This is a genomic window from Providencia sp. PROV119 (assembly GCF_028482435.1).
Taxonomy (GTDB): domain Bacteria; phylum Pseudomonadota; class Gammaproteobacteria; order Enterobacterales; family Enterobacteriaceae; genus Providencia; species Providencia stuartii.
In genome coordinates this window covers 322,679-342,983 of record NZ_JAMPQL010000003.1, presented here as the reverse complement: position 1 = coordinate 342,983, position 20,305 = coordinate 322,679, and the positions used below count along the sequence as shown (strand labels likewise).

The window sequence follows — 20,305 nt, the reverse complement described above, 5'->3', positions numbered from 1 at the left end:
TATTATTTATAACTAAAAGCTATATGTATATGATTTGATATAACCAATATATCATCATTATGCTGAGTGTGAATAGCTAGATGATAAAATTTCACCTAAAATAGTTTAAATTTGAAATTATCTTCATTGTTAACTAGTAAGAAAATGCAAAGTTACATTTAAATTTTCCCAATCTATGCTTGAATAGCTGATAGGCAGTTTTGCAAGATAAATGAATCGGCTTTAATCTTAAGTAATGGAAACAATAATTCTCAACGAAGAGAGGGTATTACATGCAGAAAAAAATTTTGGCGCTCCTTATCAGTATGTCAACCATCGCTATAGCGCCTAGCCTTTATGCCAAAGAAGTTTCTTATGGCGACCAAAAGATTGTTTTATCTGATAATATCGCTTCAGGGGATGATTTTTATCGCTACGTCAATCAGGACTGGATAAGCAAAGCGAAGATCCCAACAGGCATGCCGCGCATTAACTCATTTGTTGAGTTATACCTCACGACAGAGAAACAACTACAAAGCATTATCGATCAGTTGCAAAGCTCACCAGAGAAGGAACTCAATCATAATCAACGCAATATTCGTAATTTATATGTAAGTTATCTTAATGAAGACGCGATAGAAAAAATAGGAATAAGCCCTCTCAAAGATGACCTTGATGCAATTACTAATGCAAAAAATCATAATGATATTAGTAAATTAATGGCACTTCCGGCCTATACGCCATTTATTTCTTATTGGGTAGACTTGGATGCTAAGCAGCCGGATACTTATGTTTTATACCTTGGGCAAGGCGGTTTAGGATTACCGAACCGTAATTATTACCTCGACGATACCCCGCAGATGGAGGAGATCCGCAAAAATTATATCGCCTATATTGCCACTATCTTAAAACTGGCGGGCGAAAATGATGTTGAGAAAAAAGCCCAACAAATTTTCGCACTGGAAAAATCAATGGCACAGGCTCATTGGAGCCCAGAAGCGCGCCGTGACACAATCAAAAATTATCACCCAATGACACTGAACGATATGAAAAAGTTCACTCAAGGCTTTGCATGGGATAACTTTATTCAACAGTGGCAACTTTCAGACAAACAATTGAATAAGGTGATAGTTGAAACGGATACCGCAGTAGAGCAATTAGCCAAAATTTATGCCAATACCCCTGTATCGACACTTCAAGACTACCTACGTTTTCACTATTTAAGTGATCAAGCCCCCTATTTGAATCGCGATTTTTCTGACGCCCGCTTTGATTTTTATTCGCGTAAACTTAACGGCGTAGAAAAACAGCGGACACGCAAAGAGCGTGCTCTGGAAACCGTCAATCGCTTACAGGGCGAGCCTATGGGGCAAATCTATGTTGAGAAATATTTCAACCCTGAATCAAAAGCGAAAATTACCGATCTTGTCAGCTATGTCAGAGGAACGTTTAATTCTCGCTTAAAAGATAATGATTGGATGGATGATGCAACACGCCAAGAAGCACTTAAAAAACTTGAGCAATTTACCGTTAAAGTGGGTTACCCTGACAAATGGAATGATTTCAGTAGTATCAATCTAAAACCCGATACGCTACTGGATAACTACAAACAGGCCTTAAACTGGGTCTATAACGACAATATGAGTAAGATAGGACAACCTGTCCGTAAATGGGAATGGGGGATGACGCCTCAAACCATTAATGCATACTTTAACCCAGTGCAAAATGAGATAGTGTTCCCAGCCGCAATACTACAGGCACCTTTCTTTGATCCTAATGTTGACCCTGCCTATAACTATGGCGCAATTGGCGCTGTAATTGGCCATGAAATGGGCCATGGGTTTGATGACCAAGGCAGCTTGTATGATGGTACTGGTCAGTTGCGTAACTGGTGGAGTGATGACTCTAAACAGCACTTTAAACAAAAAACCGATAAACTGGTTGAACAATATAATAGCTTCTCCGTTGATGGACAAAAGGTTAATGGTCAACTCACATTGGGTGAAAACATCGGTGATTTAGGCGGGCTGAACATTGCTCTGAGCGCTTATAAGCAATTCGTTAAAGAGAATTATCCAAATGGTGAAGCGCCAATTATTGATGGGACAACCGGTCTGCAACGATTCTTTATTTCTTGGGCAAGAACTTGGCAAGAGTTATCCAACAAAGAGTCCGAGCGTAATAAAATTTTGACCGACCCACATAGCCCTAACCAGTTCCGTGCCAATGGTGTTGTTCGTAATATGGATGAATGGTATCAAACTTTCGGTGTCGATAAAGACAGCAAATTATACCTTGAACCTGAACAACGCATTCGTATTTGGTAAATGCGCTTTCCCCCTTGATATCTGCGGCTTTCATTTGAAAGCCGCAACCTTCAATTCTCATATCGATTATATCTACAGGTAACGTTCAATCGTATTAACCATCCCCTGTTAAAAACAAATAAATTTTCTTTAAGCACCTATTTTATTAGTTTTCAAATAGTTAAAAGCTCTGAGTATTTCAGAGCTTTTAGATTAAGTCTCAAAGTAGTACGGTTTTATCAATAACTGTTTAAATATACAGTACCAACTATTTGATCACACCACAAGCCATGCGTGCACCACCACCACCTAACACTTCAGGATGGTCGGAGTAATTATCCCCACCCGCGTGTACCATCAGTGCACGGTTTTCAATCTCTTTTAGTGTTTTTAAGCGCGGTGCTAATACGGCATAATCGGCATTACCTTTGGCATCAACCACTAAACCCGGAAGATCCCCTAAGTGGCCTGTATTGTCATAAGGTCCTTTATGGACACCTGTTTTTGCCGGATCCATATGTCCACCTGCTTTTAATGCTGGTACTGATTTGCCATCTTTTTCAGCAGGCTCACAGCTTGGGTTTTCATGGATATGGAAACCATGGATACCCGCTTCTAAACCTGCTAATTTTGGGGTAAACAATAATCCATAATCGGTTTCAGAAATAACAACTTCACCAATCGCCTTGCCTTCACCTTGTGGTGTAGCTTCTTTCAGTACTACTGTTGTTTCTGCTGCATTTGCTGCAAAAGCCGTTAATAAGCCGGCCAGTAAACACATTTTGAATTTCATTCTACCTCCAGTTGTGAGCTTTCTAACCTAATCGCTGCTTGTGATGTTTATTGCTTAAAAGCAAATACACATCAATAAATTATTATTTATTGATAATTGCTATTTATCAGCATAGCAAACCGTCATCATATTGCTTTGCGGTTAGCCACATAAATCAACACTTAAGCCAAATAAGTGCATTTTTAAGACGGCTCCTGAAAGGAGATCAAATCATCATAAAAATAAGATGGAGGGAGAGTCTGTCTGTGGTTAATGATAAAAACCTCGTAGGCTCACAGAAAATGATGAACTACAGAAATGAAAAAGGCGATAGAAATTAACCTATCGCCTTTTAATCGCTAACGTCAGTGAATGATTATTTCTCTTTCACTTCCCATTTGCCGTCTACAAAAAATGCACTCCAACCTGTGGCTTTGCCATTTTTCTCTGAAGAAACATATTGCTGTTTCGTCTTACGGCTAAAACGCACAACGGTTGGATTACCATCAGGATCTTTTGCAGGCGCGTCAGCTAAATAAACCAGCTTTTCAGGTAGTCTATCTCTAAAGCGTTGCAACTCCTCAACCAATGGCGCTCGCGTTTCTCGTGATTTCGGGAAGGTGTTTGCCGCTAGGAATACGCCAGCCGCACCATCGCGCAACACAAAATACGCATCTGATTTTTCGCAAGGTAATTCAGGTAATGGTACCGGATCCTCTTTTGGTGGAGCAATCTCACCATTTTTTAAGATCTTACGGGTGTTTTTACACTCTTCATTTGTGCACCCCATATAAGGCCCAAAGCGCCCTGTTTTTAGGTGCATTTCTGAACCGCATTTATCACACTCAATTACTGGGCCGTCATAACCCTTAATGCGGAACTCACCCTCTTCAATCTCATAACCTTCACAAGCTGGGTTGTTACCACACACATGCAGTTTGCGTTGATTATCAATCAGGTAGCTATCCATTGCTGTACCGCATTTTGGACAGCGACGCTTAGCACGCAGCGCGTTGGTTTCCGCATCATCCCCTTCAAGAATATTCAATACTTCATGTTCAGGGATCAAATTGATGGTTTTTTTGCAGCGTTCTTTTGGTGGTAACGCATAGCCTTCACAACCGAGGAACACCCCTGTTGAAGCTGTACGGATCCCCATATGACGTTCACAATCAGGACAAGTAATTGAAGTGATCACCATAGGGTTCGTGCGCATTCCACCTTCTTCAGGATCTCTCTCTGCAATATCTAGCTGTTTGCTAAAATCAGAGAAAAATTCATCAAGCACCGCTTTCCACTCTGCTTCGTGATTAGCAATATGGTCAAGCTGATCTTCCATGCGTGCAGTAAAATCATAGTTCATTAGGTCATTGAAGTTTTCTTCCAACCTATCTGTCACGATTTCACCCATTTTCTCCGCATAAAAACGACGGTTCTCAACCTTAACGTAACCTCTATCTTGGATCGTAGAGATAATTGCCGCATAGGTTGATGGACGACCAATACCGCGCTTCTCAAGCTCCTTAACTAAGGAGGCTTCGCTAAAACGTGCTGGTGGTTTCGTAAAGTGCTGACTTGGCAACAATTCAACCAGCGACAATTCAGAGCCTACTTGGATTGGTGGCAATGTTTTGTCTTCATCATTTTTGCGCAGTGCAGGCATCACTCGCGTCCAACCATCGAAACGCAATGTACGGCCTTTCGCTTTTAGCTCAAAATCCCCTGCTTTCACCGTTAATGTTGTTGAATCATATTTTGCAGGCGTCATTTGACATGCCACAAATTGATTCCAAATTAACTGATAGAGCTTTTTCGCATCTGATTCCATATCTTTCAGTGCATCGGGTAGAACATCAACACTGGAAGGACGGATAGCTTCGTGCGCTTCTTGCGAATTATCTTTGCTAGTGTAAATATTGGCGTCTTTAGGCAGATATTTTTCGCCAAAATTATCGCTAATATAGCCACGTACCATATTTAATGCATCTTGGCTCAAGTTAGTTGAGTCAGTACGCATATAGGTAATATAACCCGCTTCATAAAGGCGCTGAGCCATCATCATGGTCTTCTTCACACCAAACCCAAGACGGGTGCTAGCGGCTTGTTGCAGCGTTGATGTGATAAAAGGCGCACTCGGCTTGCTGGATGTGGGTCGGTCTTCACGGTCAATCACTTGGAAGCGTGCTTTTTCTAGCAAACTCACCGCAGCGTCAGTTTGCGCCTTAGTGACTGGCTTGAACGCTTTGCCTAATTGATGCGTAACCTGCATACGTAATGCAGCCGTACTTTTATCCGCCAAATCCGCATGAAGTTCCCAATATTCTTCCGGCACAAACGCTTTAATTTCACGTTCACGTTCGACAATCAAACGTACCGCAACGGATTGTACGCGACCTGCAGATAACCCTCTCGCCACTTTTTTCCATAACAGCGGCGATACCATATAACCTACTACGCGATCCATGAAACGGCGAGCTTGTTGAGCATTAACTCTATCGATATTGAGTTCGCCAGGGCTATCAAACGCCTGAGTGATCGCATTTTTAGTAATTTCGTTAAACACAACACGGCTAAAGCGAGAGTCTTCACCACCAATCACTTCGCGTAAGTGCCATGCAATAGCTTCCCCTTCGCGGTCAAGGTCCGTCGCAAGATAGACATGGTCTGCATCTGCCGCTAAAGCTTGTAATTCAGAAACCACCTTTTCCTTACCCGGTAAGATCTGATAGTTTGCTTTCCAACCATGGTAAGGATCGACCCCCATACGCTTCACAAGCGCGGCTTGAGGATCTTTTTTAACCTTTTTAGTTTTGTCGGTAGATGAGCCTGTACTCTTTTGTGAGCCGGACCCGCTTTTCGGCAGATCGCGAATGTGGCCAACGCTGCTTTTTACAACGTAGCCACTGCCAAGATACTTATTGATCGTTTTGGCTTTTGCCGGGGACTCCACGATAACAAGAGCTTTACCCATATTTACCTTTACCTAAATTTCTACAATGGCGCATTTCTACATGAAAATGCACAAAATGAAAATCTCTTTTTTATATTGCGGCACAATTGCAATATATCAATATAATTTCTTCAAATAGTTTGCGTTTACGCAAAAACTACCAAGCTAATCACGCTATGCTAAAAAGAACATAAAGTGTTCTAGCTGACTGATTTTAGCCATATAATGGCTAATTATTGCCAACGAAAAGCACACACTCTACCTGATAAAACGCCAGACGCAACCAATTATTTTTTTAAGGGGGCTAACTTATGGACAACAATATCCAATCTATAACACAAAATGAACTTCTCGAAAAAGCTAATGAGATCATAAGGAAACACGAAGACTTCATTCATGGCATGTTCGTTGATACGGTAGAGCAGCATCGTGATACCTTAGTGTTCAAAGGTGAATGCTTTTTAGATGCCAATGGTATTCCAACAGCGAAAAGCACGGCGGCATTCAACATGTATAAACATTTGTCTCATATTCTTTCTGAGCAATACCGTCTTAAGTAAAGAGACGTAGCCAAAAAATTACCGGCTAAGCGCCGGTAATTAATGATAGTTACGAAATCTATTTTTTGCGAGAAAACCGAATCTTAATTTAATTACATAAAAGGTTTTTGCCCGCGCTGCCACCAACGCAATAACAATTTATCAACATTTTCAGACATGCTACCCGTAAAACGTTCTAACATCTTTTTACCTTGTGTATAGCGAATACTGATGATTTCTTTAGTCTCTATTGCTGAAATAATAATATCGTCACTCACGCCAATTTGGTCAATTAAGCCTTTATCAAGTGCTTGAGTACCATACCAATATTCTCCAGTAGCCACCGCGTCAATATCTAATGATGGACGATTATGATGCACAAACTGTTTAAATAACTCGTGAGTTTCATTCAGATCTTCGATGAATTTCTTACGTCCTTGTTCGGTATTTTCACCAAGCATAGTTAATGTGCGTTTGTATTCACCCGCTGTATGCAATTCAACATCTACATCATGTTTTTTTAATAAACGGTGAATATTTGGCACTTGTGCAACTACCCCAATAGAACCAATGATGGCAAATGGAGCCGCAACAATCTTCGACGCAATACACGCCATCATATAACCGCCACTTGCAGCCACTTTATCAACCGCGATAGTCAACGGAATATTTTTTTCTTTTAAACGGGAAAGCTGTGATGCCGCTAAGCCGTATCCATGTACCATGCCCCCAGGACTTTCAAGACGCAGCAAAACTTCATCGTCTTGTTCCGCCACGGCTAGAATAGCGCTGATTTCTTCTCTTAAAGAGCCGACTTCACGAGCATCCATACTGCCTTTAAAATCTAAGACATATAAACACGGTTTTTTGACCGTTGATTGGCCTGCTTTTGCCCCTGCTTTTTCACTTTTCGCCTTTGCTTTCTGTTGCTTTTTAAAGGCTTTTACCCAAGCTTTATGCTCAGAATCATTCATTTTTACTTGCTGCATTTGACGCTGGCGTTCGCGATAACGTTCCCCTAAGTCGGTAATTTTCAATTCACCTCGCCCACCTTGGCGACGCATTCCGACACCAAAAACAAAAACAGCCAAAGCAATAATTGCAACGACTATTGTGACGACTTTTGCCAAAAACAGTCCATACAGAGAGAAATACTCCACAAAATCATCCTTCTCATATTTATCTTGATAAAAATAGTCTCATGATTGCTATTAAACAACCAGTAAAATAACGTCGTTTCTATCGTAATCTTACTTAAATTTCTACGCTACATTAGCCAATAGCATCAATCAATGAGATGATATCGTAACTGTTAACAAATAGGATAGGAAAAATACCATGCTCCACTATCAACCTAAACATGACCTTTTAAGTGGCAAAACCCTTTTGGTTACTGGGGCCGGTGATGGAATTGGCCGTGAAGCCGCATTAACCTATGCTCGCTTCGGCGCCTCTTTGATTTTAGTCGGTAGGACACAGCATAAACTTGACGCCGTTAGCCAAGAAATCGAAACATTAACCGGTAAGGCCGCAGATATCTATGTCGTTGACTTGTTGACAGCACCTCATGAACAATATGTTGAGTTAGCCAACGATATTGCTAAAAAACACCCTTATCTAGATGGCGTATTGCATAATGCAGGTCTTTTAGGGGTTGTTGCCCCAATTATCGAACAACCTGTCGATTTATGGCATGACGTTATGCAAGTTAATGTCAATGCGTCGTTTATGTTAACTCAAGTGCTGTTGCCTTTATTACTGAAAGCACCAACAGCATCGCTCGTTTTCACCAGTTCCAGCGTCGGTAAAAAAGGCCGTGCAGACTGGGGAGCCTACTCAGTTTCTAAATTTGCCACTGAAGGCTTAATGCAGATCCTTGCCGAAGAGTATAAAAACAGTGGCTTGCGTGTTAACTGTATCAATCCAGGGCGTACTCGCACCAGTATGCGTGCCAGTGCAGCACCAGATGAAGATCCAATGACTATCAAAGCACCAGCCGACATTATGCCAATTTACTTATATCTTATGAGTAATGATAGCTTGCGTAAAACAGGCATTAGTTTTGACGCTCAACCCGCTCAAAATGTTAAAACAACGGAGTAATTTTTATGTCTCAAAGCCGGCATGAAGAGCGTCAACAACGTTTGAAAGAAAAGGTTGATGCTCGAATTGAATCTGCGCAAATCGAACGAGGTATCTTGCTAGTTTTTACAGGAAACGGCAAAGGTAAAACGACAGCAGCGTTCGGTACAGTATGCCGTGCTGTCGGCCATGGACAAAAAGCCGCTGTCGTGCAATTTATTAAAGGCAGTTGGGATAATGGTGAGCGAGAATTATTAGAGCCTCACGGCGTTCCTTTTTATGTCATGTCTACCGGTTTTACCTGGGAGACCCAGGACAAAGAAGCTGATACTCTCGCTTGCCTTGATACATGGCAATATGCGCGGCGGTTACTGGCTGATCCATCCATCGATTTAGTGGTACTTGATGAGATCACCTATATGATTAGCTATGACTATCTGCCATTGGAAGAGGTTATAGACGCATTAACTGATCGCCCTGAACACCAATCAGTGATTATTACTGGGCGAGGCTGTCACCGCGAACTGCTTACTTTAGCTGACACCGTTACTGAAATGCGCCCTGTGAAACATGCTTTTGATGCTGGAATAAAAGCACAAAAAGGGATTGACTGGTAATCGTATTCATCTGCCGATACATAGCAACTGTGTATCGGCAATTTAATTACATCATCAGAATGCCGGCACCGAAGATCGCTCGGGTTTGCTGCATAAACTCTGCATATTTGCATTTTTCAAGTAATGCCGTGCCATCATTTCTCATTTGGCTATAAATCACTGCCATGTGTGAAATTTTATTGTGGTATTCGTTATAATAGAACTGTTTTCGTTGTGGGTCTAAAGAGCGACGAAAACGATTAACCAACCCAACCACTTCTTGTGCATACATTTGCAGAACTTCATCGGTAAAATTAGGTGTCGTGAGTGGGTAATCGAAATGCACTGTGACCGATTGCTTTTCACCATGAGGCACTTTTTTCACCATTAATTGTGATATAAAGGCATCACCACGGTGGATTAGGTCAGTCAGCTCCTTATGTGTTAAACACTTCGTTTTTACTTGGCTAACGGCAGCCGAGCTTGATAGCGCTTCTGGTGCTTGTTCACCAACTGGAATATCACAGTTAAACACATTATTATCAATGATATAATCGTTACTGCTATTTATTCTACCACTGAGTTGATAGTGACCCACCACCAGCGATTGTTTGTTCAGATGGTGAAGTGATGGGATCCCTTCTGTCCCATACACATAATTGTACGCGTAATAAAATTGCTGAGTTGGGTTGAGAATGCCACCTTTATTGCCTGGGTAAACAATAAACTGAACAGGTTCACCCGTCGTCGTTATCATAACGTGGACACCAGGCTTCAATAAAAGGCTTCCCACACTTTGATTAGGAACAACAATCGGATGGTAATCCATAAAAAAAATGAAACTATCTGATGTATCATTCGTAAAATAAAAACGCCCGCTTTCTGATATTATGCTTTGATTATTATCACATCCACTAATCATTACGCTTAAGCAAAGTATCATCAACGCCTTTATTAATCGAAAACTAAACATGTAGTATAATTTACCTTTGTTTATTCCTTTACATCATAACGGTAACTTAAACACAGAATATTCTCAAATGAGTTTGTATCATTTTGTGACAAATACATAACCAAAACTAATAAAAAAGGTTATAGATAACTCTATAACCTTTTCGATAAATCAACACAAGCCAAAGCCATTAAATGCGTGTACGACGCTTTGCTGTTGGTCGAGATGATTGACGTTTAGACGCAGGCCTTGCTGCTACTTGTGAATGGCGTTTAACCGCACGACGGATCTGGTTTGCTTTGATGCGTCGTTGGTCTCGTTCAACAGCCACCTTAGTTTCTGTTTCAGCTTCAAGCCCAACCAACTCTCTTAGGTAATTGGTTTGTTGTAGGCCTAACTCAGTCCAGCCACCACGCGGCAGACCTTTAGGCAGGTCAATATCACCGTATCGCACCCGGATCAAGCGGCTGACTTGGACCCCAACAGCTTCCCACAAACGGCGTACTTCACGGTTACGCCCTTCTGTTAAGGTCACGTTATACCATTGGTTCATCCCTTCACCGCCACGGAAAGAAACCGTTTTAAATGCGGCCGGGCCATCTTCAAGCTGAACGCCTTGAGTTAATTGACGTATTTTTGCATCAGTGATTTCCCCAAATACACGAACAGCATATTCACGCTCAACTTCGCGACTTGGATGCATTAAACGGTTAGCCAGTTCACCATCGGTAGTAAACAGTAATAACCCACTTGTGTTCACATCGAGGCGACCAACCGCAATCCAGCGAGCTCCCACAAGTTTTGGTAAACGCGTAAATACTGTCGGGCGACCTTCTGGATCATGGCGAGTACACAGTTCACCTTCTGGCTTGTAATAAGCCATGACACGACAGATCTCTTTTTCAGGTTCTTTTATCGCTAATATCCGACCATCTAATCTAATTTTAGTCGCCGGTTTTACTTCAATACGATCACCTAGCGTCGCGATTTTACCATCGACACTAATGCGCCCTTCTTTTAGAAAAGTTTCAATTTCACGACGGGAACCATGCCCAGAGCGGGCAAGAATTTTTTGTAGCTTCTCAGTTTTTTGCGGTTTAGCGCTCATATAACCCTCAAATGTCGCCTTCACAGGCGTCAAATAGTTTTTCGTACACAGTGACGAAAAATAACGAATTGGAAAACCTGCGTATTATACACAGGTTTATGAGGATGCCCTATTATTAATCGACCCGCGATGATTATCGCTTATTCGAAAGGAGATGGGTCACCTGTACCGACACGAACGACAACTGGGCTATCATCCGTGAAATCAATTACTGTTGTGGGTTTTTGACCAATGTAACCACCGTGGATAACTAAATCGACCTGTTTACCGAGTAAATCACGGATCTCTTCAGGATCTGACTGCGTAAAGTCATCCCCCGGCATAATGAGGCTGGTTGACATTAATGGCTCACCAACAGCTTCAAGGAGGTCTCGAGCGATAGGATTAGACGGAACCCTTAACCCAATGGTTTTACGTTTTTCATTCATTAAGCGGCGAGGCACTTCTTTAGTTCCGCGCAGAATAAACGTGTAGTTGCCGGGCGTATTATTTTTAATTAACCGGAATGCCGTATTATCAACATGTGCATAATTTGATAGCTCAGAGAGATCTCTGCACATCAAAGTAAAGTTATGGTTGGCATCAAGTTGACGTATGCGACAAATACGCTGCAATGCCTCTTTTTCTTCCAACCGGCAGCCTATTGCATACCCAGAATCGGTTGGGTAAACGATAACGCCGCCCTTATTTAAAATTTCAACACTCTGGTTGATTAACCGAGCTTGGGGATTATCCGGATGGATATAAAAAAACTGACTCATACAGACCTCTGATCTTTAGTATTGACAGCATCATCCGGTAAAAACCTTAAAATGGCACTATCTATTTACAATAAGAAAACACATCTCTAAAAAGACGCACTACTTTAATGACTTTCCAAATCACTCAGGTTGTTTCACTGGAAATGAGAATATCGAGAGGATAACTATGTGGCTAGCATCGTGCTCGGTATATCACTCCCACTGCACACTCAACCCAAATTGAAGTATCACTGTTATATTTTACACCGCATTTATTATACATCAACGCATTATGTCGTTTTTACTTCGTCCCATAATGTCCAAACCGCCCGTTGATCATCAGGCAGCCACAGGTTACGCCCAAGTTCAATCCACGAACATGGACGATGGAAATCGGAGCCCATTGACGTTTTTAAATTCGCGGATTGTGCAAGTTCATCTAGATACTGCTTTTCATTGGCAGGTTGCTGACAATGAGACACTTCCATTGCATCCCCCTGACACTGTTTAAAATAAGCTATCAAGCGTTTCAGCCATTTATTCGAAAGTTGATATTTCGAGGGATGCGCGAGTACAGCCACGCCCCCAGCTTGCTGGATCACCTTAACGGCCTCATCAATGGTGCACCATTTTGCCGGAACATAGCCCGTTTTCCCCTTTGATAGATAACGCTTAAAAACGTTACTGATAGTTTTCTCTTTCCCCGTTTTTACCAAATACTGAGCAAAATGCGCTCTGGTGACTTGTCCACCTTGGGCTATTTCTAACGCATTTTCCCATGCATCCGCTATACCTGCTTTTTGTAGGCGACGGCCAATCTCCTTTCCGCGCTCGACCCGTAATACCGATTGCCGCTCTAATAGCTCAACCATTGCGGATGCTGTAAGTGAAAAATTTAATCCCACAATATGAATTTCAATATTTTCCCATAAGGTGGAAATTTCAACGCCATTAATCAAGGTTAAAGGGCGTTGTGCGTGTGAAAGGTATTCACGAGCCTCAATAACACCTTCACAGGTATCATGGTCAGTAATAGAAAGTACGTTAACCCCCATCTCAATTGCTCGCTCAACAACCTCAATGGGCGACAAATCACCGTCAGAAGCCTGAGTATGGCAATGTAAATCATATCGGGTCATTAATGGGCTCGAAAATTGTGACATAGCCTATTTCACTCCTTTTTCCCGTTTCTGGATATTTTTCCTAAATATAAATAACAAACCGCTTGACACAACTCACGCGATCCAGTTTACTAGTACACGAGACAAGTTACTGACCCGTATTAATGTGATTATCCAGAGAGGCACTGTATGAATATTCTTAATCTATCAAATCGTTGGTGGCGCAACTTCCCAAATTGGGCGGATGCCGCACACGCATAGATTAAATATGCCTAAGTGCCTAACCCGCCTTCACCCGCGGGTTTTTTTATGTCTAAAAACTGTTAAAAGGCAATAAAATGAATAACCAAAACACAACATTAGCACATTTTAGTTTTCTGGATAGTCCAATTAACTATCAGCAAGATCCAACATTGCTGTTTCATCACCTGTGCCACGACATTCCAGCAACTATGTTACTGGAGTCCGCAGAGATCAACAGCAAAGCCAATTTACAAAGCCTATTGATTGTCGAAAGTGCGCTACGCATTCGTGCATTTGGTCAACGGGTAGACGTTGAAGCATTGACTGAAAATGGTGCTCAATTACTCCCAGTCATCGCAACACAACTAGCTGATAAAGCTCAACATTATGAACTGTCAGCACAACATTTGACGATGACATTTAGCCAACCGAATGGTGATCTTGACGAAGACAGCCGCTTAAAAAGCGCATCATGCTTAGATGTATTGCGTTTATTGCCAACATTGGCTCAAGCGACTTCACAAAAATCTGAAAACCTATTTGTCGGTGGGTTATTTGCCTATGATTTAATTGCCAGTTTTGAATCACTTCCTGAAGTGAAAACGATAAATAATTGCCCTGATTACTGTTTTTTTGTCGCAGAACACTATTTAGTGATCGACCATCAAAATCAAGCGGCACGCCTAAAGAGCGCTATTTTTTCGACTGTGGATAGCCATGTAGAAACGGTCACACAACGTCACAACGAGCTGATAGCGGCATGCCGTCCGTTCTTATCGCCTCTTCCATTAGGGAAAACGGAACAATTTCACGTTGAAACCAACAAAAATGATCAGCAATACGGTGCGGTAGTCAATGCAATGAAACAAGCCATTTATCGTGGTGATATTTTCCAAGTCGTGCCATCACGGAAATTTTCAATGCCTTGTCCTTACCCATTAATTGCTTATCAAAAGTTAAAGGCACAAAACCCGAGTCCTTACATGTTTTTTATGCAAGATCAGGACTTTTCACTGTTTGGCGCATCACCTGAAAGCGCATTGAAATACAGTGCAAGTGACCGCAAAGTTGAGATCTACCCTATCGCAGGAACTCGCCCTCGTGGTCGTGATGCCTCGGGAGCGATTGACTTAGATCTTGATAGCCGCATCGAACTTTCCATGCGTACTGACCAAAAAGAGTTAGCTGAACACCTCATGTTAGTCGACTTAGCCCGTAATGACTTAGCGCGTATTTGTGAGCCTGGTAGTCGCTATGTTGCAAACCTCACAAAAGTCGACCGCTATTCATTTGTTATGCATCTAGTATCACAGGTGGTTGGCACACTACGCAGAGATCTCGATATCTTTCATGCATACCAAGCGTGTATGAATATGGGCACGCTGACCGGAGCGCCCAAAGTTCGCGCTATGCAATTAATTGCTGAATATGAGCAGGAGCGCAGAGGCTCTTACGGTGGCGCTGTAGGCTATTTTACTGGTAAAGGGGATTTTGATACTTGCATCGTGATCCGCTCAGCCTATGTGGAAAATGGTATTGCTACGGTACAAGCGGGCGGAGGTGTCGTTTTAGACTCCTCCCCGCAAGGCGAAGCCGATGAAACACGTAACAAAGCTCGCGCAGTGATCCGCGCAATTGCCCAAGCACACCAAGCAGAGGAGTTATTTTAATGGCTAACATACTATTACTCGACAATGTTGACTCCTTTACTTACAACCTCGTTGACCAATTGCGCTCAGGGGGCCATCAAGTGGTCATTTATCGCAATACCGTCAGCGCAGAACGTATTCTATCTGTCCTCAATAACATGGATTCCCCTTTGCTGGTGTTATCACCGGGACCTGGGAAGCCAAGTGACGCGGGCTGCATGCCAGCGGTCCTTCAACAAGTGATCGGTAAATTACCAGTGATAGGTATTTGCTTAGGGCATCAAGCGATTATTGAAGCCTATGGCGGGCATGTTTCCTCTGCTGGAGAAATTTTGCATGGTAAATCATCCATGGCCACCCATGACCAACAAGCGATGTTTGATGGTCTCGATAACCCAATTCCCGTTGCGCGTTATCACTCTTTGGTCGGCAGCCAAATCCCTGAAAAACTGACAATTTGTGCACAATCTAACGGCATGGTTATGGCTGTTCGCAATGACAGTGATCGTGTTTGCGGTTTTCAGTTCCACCCCGAATCTATCCTAACAACTCAAGGGGCTATTTTACTGGAACAAACCGTTGCATGGGCGCTTTCAGCATCGATTGGCACAACAACACCATCATTTTAACCAGGGAAGAGACTCTATTATGCAAACTATTTTCGATAAACTATTCCGTGCACAAGCATTAACACAACAAGAAAGCCAACAGCTCTTTAATGGCATTATTCGCGGTGAATTAACGGAAGCCCAATTGGCTGGAGTGCTCGTCAGTATGAAAATGCGAGGTGAACAACCCGAAGAGATCGCAGGAGCCGCTTTAGCGTGCTTAGAAAACGCGCAACCTTTTCCACGCCCTGACTACCCATTTAGTGATATCGTCGGTACTGGCGGTGATGGTGCCAATAGCATCAATATCTCAACGGCGAGTGCTTTTGTTGCCGCTCAAGCGGGGATCAAAGTCGCAAAACACGGTAACCGTAGCGTTTCTAGTCGTTCCGGCTCATCTGATCTACTCGCTGCTTTTGGTATTTCATTAGATTTAAGTGCACAAAGTGCGCGTGACGCATTGGATGAATTAGGCGTTTGCTTTTTATTCGCACCTCAATACCACAGCGGTTTCCGTCATGCGGCTCCTGTACGCTCTCAATTAAAGACACGCACGTTATTCAATGTGTTAGGCCCATTAATTAACCCTGCACGACCGCCTATTGCATTAATCGGTGTGTATCAAGCGTCATTAATTGAACCTGTAGCAAAAACGTTACAAATGCTTGGTTTTACTCGTGCAGCTGTGGTACACAGTGGTGGAATGGATGAAGTTTCTCTTCATGCAACCACGCAAGTTGCAGAATTGAACCAAGGCGCTCTGTCTTTCTATCAGCTCAATGCCGACGATTTTGGGTTGCAAGCTTATCAGCTATCTGATTTAGAAGGCGGAACGCCAGATGAAAATCGAATTTTGCTAAGTAATTTGTTACAGGGTCACGGAAAGCCTGCACATGAAGCTGCCGTTGCAGCCAATGTCGCCATGCTAATGCGGATCAATGGTTATGAAGACCTAAAAGCCAATAGTGAACACGCTCTAAATATTATTCGTAGTGGTGCTGCATTTGATCGCGTCACTGCGCTCGCTTCAAGGAACCAATAAAGATGAAAGCAACCGTACTGCAAAAAATTGTTGATGATAAGCTAATCTATCTGGAAGAGCGTAAACAACAACAACCTTTAGACAGCTTTATTGATAAAGTGCTCCCATCGAGCCGTCGTTTTTATGAAGCACTGTCCGCAAAACGCCCTGTATTTATACTGGAATGCAAAAAAGCATCACCATCAAAAGGGCTAATTAGGGAAGATTTTGATCCTGCCGTCATAGCGAACATTTATGCACCCTATGCGTCAGCTATTTCCGTCTTAACCGATGAAAAGTATTTTCAAGGGAATATGGCGTATTTGACCACTGTCAGTCGTACGGTTAAGCAACCCGTTTTGTGTAAAGACTTCATTGTTGACCCATACCAAATCTACCTTGCGAGATATTATCAAGGCGATGCTATTTTACTGATGCTCTCTGTCGTGAGTGATGAGCAGTACATTGCACTTGCAGAAGTCGCACACCAACTGAATATGGGTGTACTGACTGAGGTGAGTAACGAAGAAGAGTTAGAGCGCGCCATAAAACTAAAAGCGCGTGTTGTTGGCATTAATAATCGTGACCTCCGCGATTTATCAATCGACCTCAATCGTACCCGCGAATTGGCACCGCGTCTGCCAGAAGGCACCATTATTATTAGTGAATCCGGCATTCACCGCCACCAGCACATTCAATCTTTGAGCCAGTTTGCCAACGGTTTTCTGATTGGTAGTGCTTTAATGGAGCAAGCCGATCTTAACAAAGGATTGCAAAAATTATTAATTGGGGAACATAAAGTTTGTGGCCTAACCCGAAGCCAAGATGCGCAAGCCGCCCTTGCTGCGGGAGCAACTTACGGCGGCTTAATTTTTGCTGAAAACTCCCCGCGAAAAGTGACCCTGTCACAAGCAAGGCAGATAATACATGCCGCTCCACTACAATATGTTGGTGTTTTCCGTGACCAATCTGCTGATTTTGTTGCCCATATGGTCGAACAGCTGGCTTTATCAGCAGTGCAGCTCCATGGTTATGAAGATGCCGATTATGTGAAAAATCTACGTAGCCATTTACCTGAGCATTGTGAAATCTGGAAAGCCGTCAATATGTCACAACCTGATTTCAGCCAGTTTGATGGGCAACCGATTGATTTGCTGCTACTTGATAATGGTCGTGGCGGCAGTGGTCAAACTTTCGATTGGAGCAAGATCCCAAATAGCAGCCAATTTCGCGTGATGGTTGCAGGAGGCTTAAATGCCGACAATTGCCGTCAGGCTGCGACACTATTATGCAATGGATTGGATTTTAACTCAGGCGTTGAAACTGAACCGGGCATCAAAAGCGAGAAAAAACTGAATCAAGTTTTCAGTTCATTAGCACTCTAATCATCAAGAAAAGTAGCGCAATAGTGACTAAGAACTGAAATTGAATATGAATAGCATGACATCAAGAGACGAATAATAATATGAGTAAATTAGACCCCTACTTTGGTGAATTCGGTGGACAATATGTTCCTGAGATTTTAATTCCAGCCCTTAACCAACTGGAAGATGCCTTTATTGAGGCTCAAAACGATCCGACATTTATTAAAGAATTTCATGATCTCCTTAAAAATTATGCCGGTCGCCCTACTGCATTAACACTCTGTAGGAATTTAACCGAAGGCACTAAAACGAAACTATATCTAAAACGTGAAGATCTACTTCATGGTGGCGCACATAAAACTAACCAAGTATTAGGCCAAGCATTATTAGCTAAGCGAATGGGTAAAACAGAAATTATTGCTGAAACGGGTGCAGGTCAACATGGCGTCGCAACCGCTCTAGCGTGTGCTTTGCTTAATATGAAGTGCCGTATTTATATGGGGGCAAAAGATGTTGAGCGCCAATCACCTAATGTTTTCCGTATGAAGCTAATGGGTGCGGAAGTGATCCCTGTACACAGTGGCTCAGCCACCTTAAAAGATGCTTGTAATGAAGCGCTTAGAGATTGGTCTGGCAGTTATGATAAGGCGCATTACTTGCTAGGAACAGCGGCAGGCCCACATCCATATCCAACCATTGTCCGTGATTTTCAGCGTATGATTGGCGATGAAGCAAAACAACAGGTACTCGAAAAAGAAGGAAGACTGCCTGACGCCGTGATCGCTTGTATTGGTGGCGGCTCAAATGCAATTGGCCTCTTTGCATCATTTATTCCTGAAGAAAATGTGCGCCTTATCGGTGTGGAACCTGCGGGGTTGGGTATCGAAACAGGCCAACACGGTGCACCACTCAAGCATGGTCGCGTCGGCATCTACTTTGGTATGAAGTCACCGATGATGCAAACGGATGAAGGGCAAATTGAAGAGTCCTACTCTATTTCCGCTGGGCTTGATTTCCCATCTGTTGGACCACAGCATGCACATTTAAACAGTATTGGGCGAGCGGATTATGTTTCCATTACCGATGATGAAGCCTTAGCGGCCTTTAAATTGCTATCACGTAAGGAAGGTATCATCCCTGCATTAGAATCATCACATGCATTAGCGTATGCACTAAAACTCGCGGAAAAAGAGCCAAATAAAGAACAATTACTGATTGTGAACCTTTCTGGCCGTGGCGATAAAGATATTTTTACCGTACATGATATTTTAAAAAGTAAGGGAGAAATCTAATGGAACGTTATACTCAACTTTTTGAACGCTTGAACCGCGTTAACCAAGGTGCTTTCGTTCCGTTCGTAACATTAGGCGATCCTGACGCTGAGCTATCCTTAAAAATTGTAGATGCCCTAATTGCTGGTGGCGCTGATGCATTAGAAATTGGTATTCCTTTCTCCGATCCTCTCGCTGATGGTCCTACTATCCAAAATGCGAATTTAAGGGCGTTTAAAAGTGATATTACCCCAACATTGTGCTTTGAACTTTTGGCTCGGATAAGGCAGAAACACCCTGATATGCCCATTGGCTTACTTGTCTATGCCAATTTGGTCTTTAGTAATGGCATCGATAACTTTTATTCACGTTGTCAACAAGCTGGTGTCGATTCAGTATTGGTCGCAGATGTTCCTATGCGTGAGTCAAAGCCCTTTCGCGAGTCTGCCTTAGCACATGGTATTGCGCCTATTTTTATTTGCCCGCCAAATGCTGATGAGCCATTACTCAAGCAAATTGGTGAATATAGCCAGGGCTATACTTACTTATTATCAAGAGCAGGAGTGACAGGAACAGAAAAACGTGCTGAGACACCATTGACTAACTTAATTAGTCGGTTAAATGAGTATCAGGCAGCACCACCACTACAAGGATTTGGTATTTCTGAACCATCTCAAGTTAGCGAGGCAATCGCTAATGGCGCAGCTGGTGCCATTTCAGGCTCTGCCGTGGTTAAAATTATCGAAAATAATCTTCATCGCCCTGATATTATGCTGGCAGAACTTACCCAGTTCGTGGCAAAAATGAAGGCAGCAACACAAAAATAGCGAGATACCCCCACCCTCGATAAACGCCATATCCTGTATGGCGTTTTTTATTTACGATTTTAATTTGCCATTACGGACGTCTATAAGTTGAATTTTTTCCACTTTCTACTGATACTAAAATTATCAGCGAGAAACTAATTGTAATCATTGTTTATTATGCTGATAAGATCTTGTTGG

General features: G+C 42.6%; 15 protein-coding genes, 1 pseudogene and 1 other annotated feature. Of the genes and pseudogenes, 9 read left to right on the top strand and 7 right to left on the bottom strand.

All coding sequences use genetic code 11. From position 1 onward, the window contains the following. Nucleotides 1–272 precede the first annotated feature (272 nt). Entirely contained in the window at nt 273–2,306 is a 2,034-nt protein-coding gene (locus tag PSF11_RS06250) for a M13 family metallopeptidase (protein WP_072502286.1), read from the top strand. Between the two features lie 247 nt (nt 2,307–2,553). Here PSF11_RS06250 and sodC read toward each other — a convergent pair whose 3' ends face one another. Together sodC and topA are read right to left on the bottom strand one after the other, a co-directional pair. Next, nucleotides 2,554–3,078, bottom strand: a complete 525-nt coding sequence (gene sodC / locus PSF11_RS06245) for a superoxide dismutase family protein (protein ID WP_072502287.1) — start codon at nt 3,076–3,078, stop codon at nt 2,554–2,556. A gap of 355 nt (nt 3,079–3,433) precedes the next feature. Next, nucleotides 3,434–6,028, bottom strand: a complete 2,595-nt coding sequence (topA, locus tag PSF11_RS06240) for a type I DNA topoisomerase (RefSeq protein ID WP_036940356.1) — start codon at nt 6,026–6,028, stop codon at nt 3,434–3,436. Nucleotides 6,029–6,318: 290 nt separating this feature from the next. On the opposite strand from topA, the gene PSF11_RS06235 reads away from it, so the two are divergent. Continuing rightward, nucleotides 6,319–6,567 carry a DUF2498 family protein gene (locus PSF11_RS06235; protein ID WP_004920169.1) on the top strand — a complete coding sequence of 83 codons (249 nt, stop codon included), beginning with the start codon at nt 6,319–6,321 and terminating at the stop codon, nt 6,565–6,567. Between the two features lie 92 nt (nt 6,568–6,659). Here the strand turns inward: PSF11_RS06235 and sohB are convergent, their stop codons facing one another. Continuing rightward, complete coding sequence (gene sohB, locus PSF11_RS06230) at nt 6,660–7,706, bottom strand: protease SohB (RefSeq protein WP_014656049.1); 1,047 nt, start codon at nt 7,704–7,706, stop codon at nt 6,660–6,662. Nucleotides 7,707–7,884: 178 nt separating this feature from the next. Between sohB and PSF11_RS06225 the strand changes: the two genes are divergently transcribed. Both PSF11_RS06225 and cobO read left to right on the top strand, forming a co-directional pair. Then, nucleotides 7,885–8,649, top strand: coding sequence for a YciK family oxidoreductase (locus PSF11_RS06225; RefSeq protein WP_004920174.1), 765 nt, complete (start codon nt 7,885–7,887; stop codon nt 8,647–8,649). Nucleotides 8,650–8,654: 5 nt separating this feature from the next. Continuing rightward, a complete protein-coding gene (cobO, locus tag PSF11_RS06220; protein WP_004920176.1) occupies nt 8,655–9,245 on the top strand; it encodes a cob(I)yrinic acid a,c-diamide adenosyltransferase in 591 nt (196 codons plus the stop codon). 46 nt (nt 9,246–9,291) lie between these two features. Here cobO and PSF11_RS06215 read toward each other — a convergent pair whose 3' ends face one another. From PSF11_RS06215 to rnm, 4 genes are all read right to left on the bottom strand, one after another. Continuing rightward, nucleotides 9,292–9,981, bottom strand: a complete 690-nt coding sequence (locus tag PSF11_RS06215; protein WP_223854789.1) for a hypothetical protein — start codon at nt 9,979–9,981, stop codon at nt 9,292–9,294. Nucleotides 9,982–10,366: 385 nt separating this feature from the next. Beyond that, nucleotides 10,367–11,284, bottom strand: coding sequence for a 23S rRNA pseudouridine(2605) synthase RluB (gene rluB / locus PSF11_RS06210; RefSeq protein WP_014656052.1), 918 nt, complete (start codon nt 11,282–11,284; stop codon nt 10,367–10,369). A 140-nt stretch (nt 11,285–11,424) separates the two neighbouring features. Next, nucleotides 11,425–12,045: an L-threonylcarbamoyladenylate synthase gene (locus PSF11_RS06205; protein ID WP_004920184.1), complete on the bottom strand. Its 621-nt coding sequence runs from the start codon at nt 12,043–12,045 to the stop codon at nt 11,425–11,427. 269 nt (nt 12,046–12,314) lie between these two features. Next, on the bottom strand, nt 12,315–13,187 hold the full coding sequence (gene rnm / locus PSF11_RS06200) for an RNase RNM (RefSeq protein WP_060561048.1): 873 nt from the start codon (nt 13,185–13,187) through the stop codon (nt 12,315–12,317). 168 nt (nt 13,188–13,355) lie between these two features. Then, nucleotides 13,356–13,456 (top strand) — a sequence feature (Trp leader region). Between the two features lie 27 nt (nt 13,457–13,483). Between rnm and PSF11_RS06195 the strand changes: the two genes are divergently transcribed. The 5 genes and pseudogenes from PSF11_RS06195 to trpA all read left to right on the top strand — a co-directional run bounded on the left by PSF11_RS06195 (nt 13,484) and on the right by trpA (nt 20,128). Continuing rightward, the gene (locus PSF11_RS06195; RefSeq protein ID WP_036940367.1) at nt 13,484–15,058 is read left to right on the top strand and encodes an anthranilate synthase component 1; all 1,575 of its coding nucleotides are present in this window, start codon (nt 13,484–13,486) and stop codon (nt 15,056–15,058) included. Continuing rightward, nucleotides 15,058–16,687 (top strand): annotated as a pseudogene (trpD, locus tag PSF11_RS06190) (bifunctional anthranilate synthase glutamate amidotransferase component TrpG/anthranilate phosphoribosyltransferase TrpD). Before PSF11_RS06195 ends, trpD begins: the two are co-directional and overlap by 1 nt. A 2-nt stretch (nt 16,688–16,689) precedes the next feature. Further along, nucleotides 16,690–18,051: a bifunctional indole-3-glycerol-phosphate synthase TrpC/phosphoribosylanthranilate isomerase TrpF gene (gene trpCF / locus PSF11_RS06185; protein WP_072502288.1), complete on the top strand. Its 1,362-nt coding sequence runs from the start codon at nt 16,690–16,692 to the stop codon at nt 18,049–18,051. An 80-nt stretch (nt 18,052–18,131) separates the two neighbouring features. Further along, the gene (gene trpB / locus PSF11_RS06180; RefSeq protein WP_014656054.1) at nt 18,132–19,322 is read left to right on the top strand and encodes a tryptophan synthase subunit beta; all 1,191 of its coding nucleotides are present in this window, start codon (nt 18,132–18,134) and stop codon (nt 19,320–19,322) included. Beyond that, nucleotides 19,322–20,128 carry a tryptophan synthase subunit alpha gene (gene trpA / locus PSF11_RS06175; RefSeq protein ID WP_014656055.1) on the top strand — a complete coding sequence of 269 codons (807 nt, stop codon included), beginning with the start codon at nt 19,322–19,324 and terminating at the stop codon, nt 20,126–20,128. The genes trpB and trpA overlap by 1 nt, the downstream gene beginning before the upstream one ends. Nucleotides 20,129–20,305 lie beyond the last annotated feature (177 nt).

Coding starts and splice junctions, on each gene's coding strand:
- topA (WP_036940356.1), bottom strand. CDS start 6,028: ATGGGTAAAGCTCTTGTTATCGTGGAGTCCCCGGCAAAAGCCAAAACG.
- rluB (WP_014656052.1), bottom strand. CDS start 11,284: ATGAGCGCTAAACCGCAAAAAACTGAGAAGCTACAAAAAATTCTTGCC.
- PSF11_RS06215 (WP_223854789.1), bottom strand. CDS start 9,981: ATGATAACGACGACGGGTGAACCTGTTCAGTTTATTGTTTACCCAGGC.
- PSF11_RS06205 (WP_004920184.1), bottom strand. CDS start 12,045: ATGAGTCAGTTTTTTTATATCCATCCGGATAATCCCCAAGCTCGGTTA.
- cobO (WP_004920176.1), top strand. CDS start 8,655: ATGTCTCAAAGCCGGCATGAAGAGCGTCAACAACGTTTGAAAGAAAAG.
- rnm (WP_060561048.1), bottom strand. CDS start 13,187: ATGTCACAATTTTCGAGCCCATTAATGACCCGATATGATTTACATTGC.
- PSF11_RS06250 (WP_072502286.1), top strand. CDS start 273: ATGCAGAAAAAAATTTTGGCGCTCCTTATCAGTATGTCAACCATCGCT.
- PSF11_RS06225 (WP_004920174.1), top strand. CDS start 7,885: ATGCTCCACTATCAACCTAAACATGACCTTTTAAGTGGCAAAACCCTT.
- trpB (WP_014656054.1), top strand. CDS start 18,132: ATGAGTAAATTAGACCCCTACTTTGGTGAATTCGGTGGACAATATGTT.
- trpCF (WP_072502288.1), top strand. CDS start 16,690: ATGAAAGCAACCGTACTGCAAAAAATTGTTGATGATAAGCTAATCTAT.
- PSF11_RS06195 (WP_036940367.1), top strand. CDS start 13,484: ATGAATAACCAAAACACAACATTAGCACATTTTAGTTTTCTGGATAGT.
- PSF11_RS06235 (WP_004920169.1), top strand. CDS start 6,319: ATGGACAACAATATCCAATCTATAACACAAAATGAACTTCTCGAAAAA.
- sodC (WP_072502287.1), bottom strand. CDS start 3,078: ATGAAATTCAAAATGTGTTTACTGGCCGGCTTATTAACGGCTTTTGCA.
- trpA (WP_014656055.1), top strand. CDS start 19,322: ATGGAACGTTATACTCAACTTTTTGAACGCTTGAACCGCGTTAACCAA.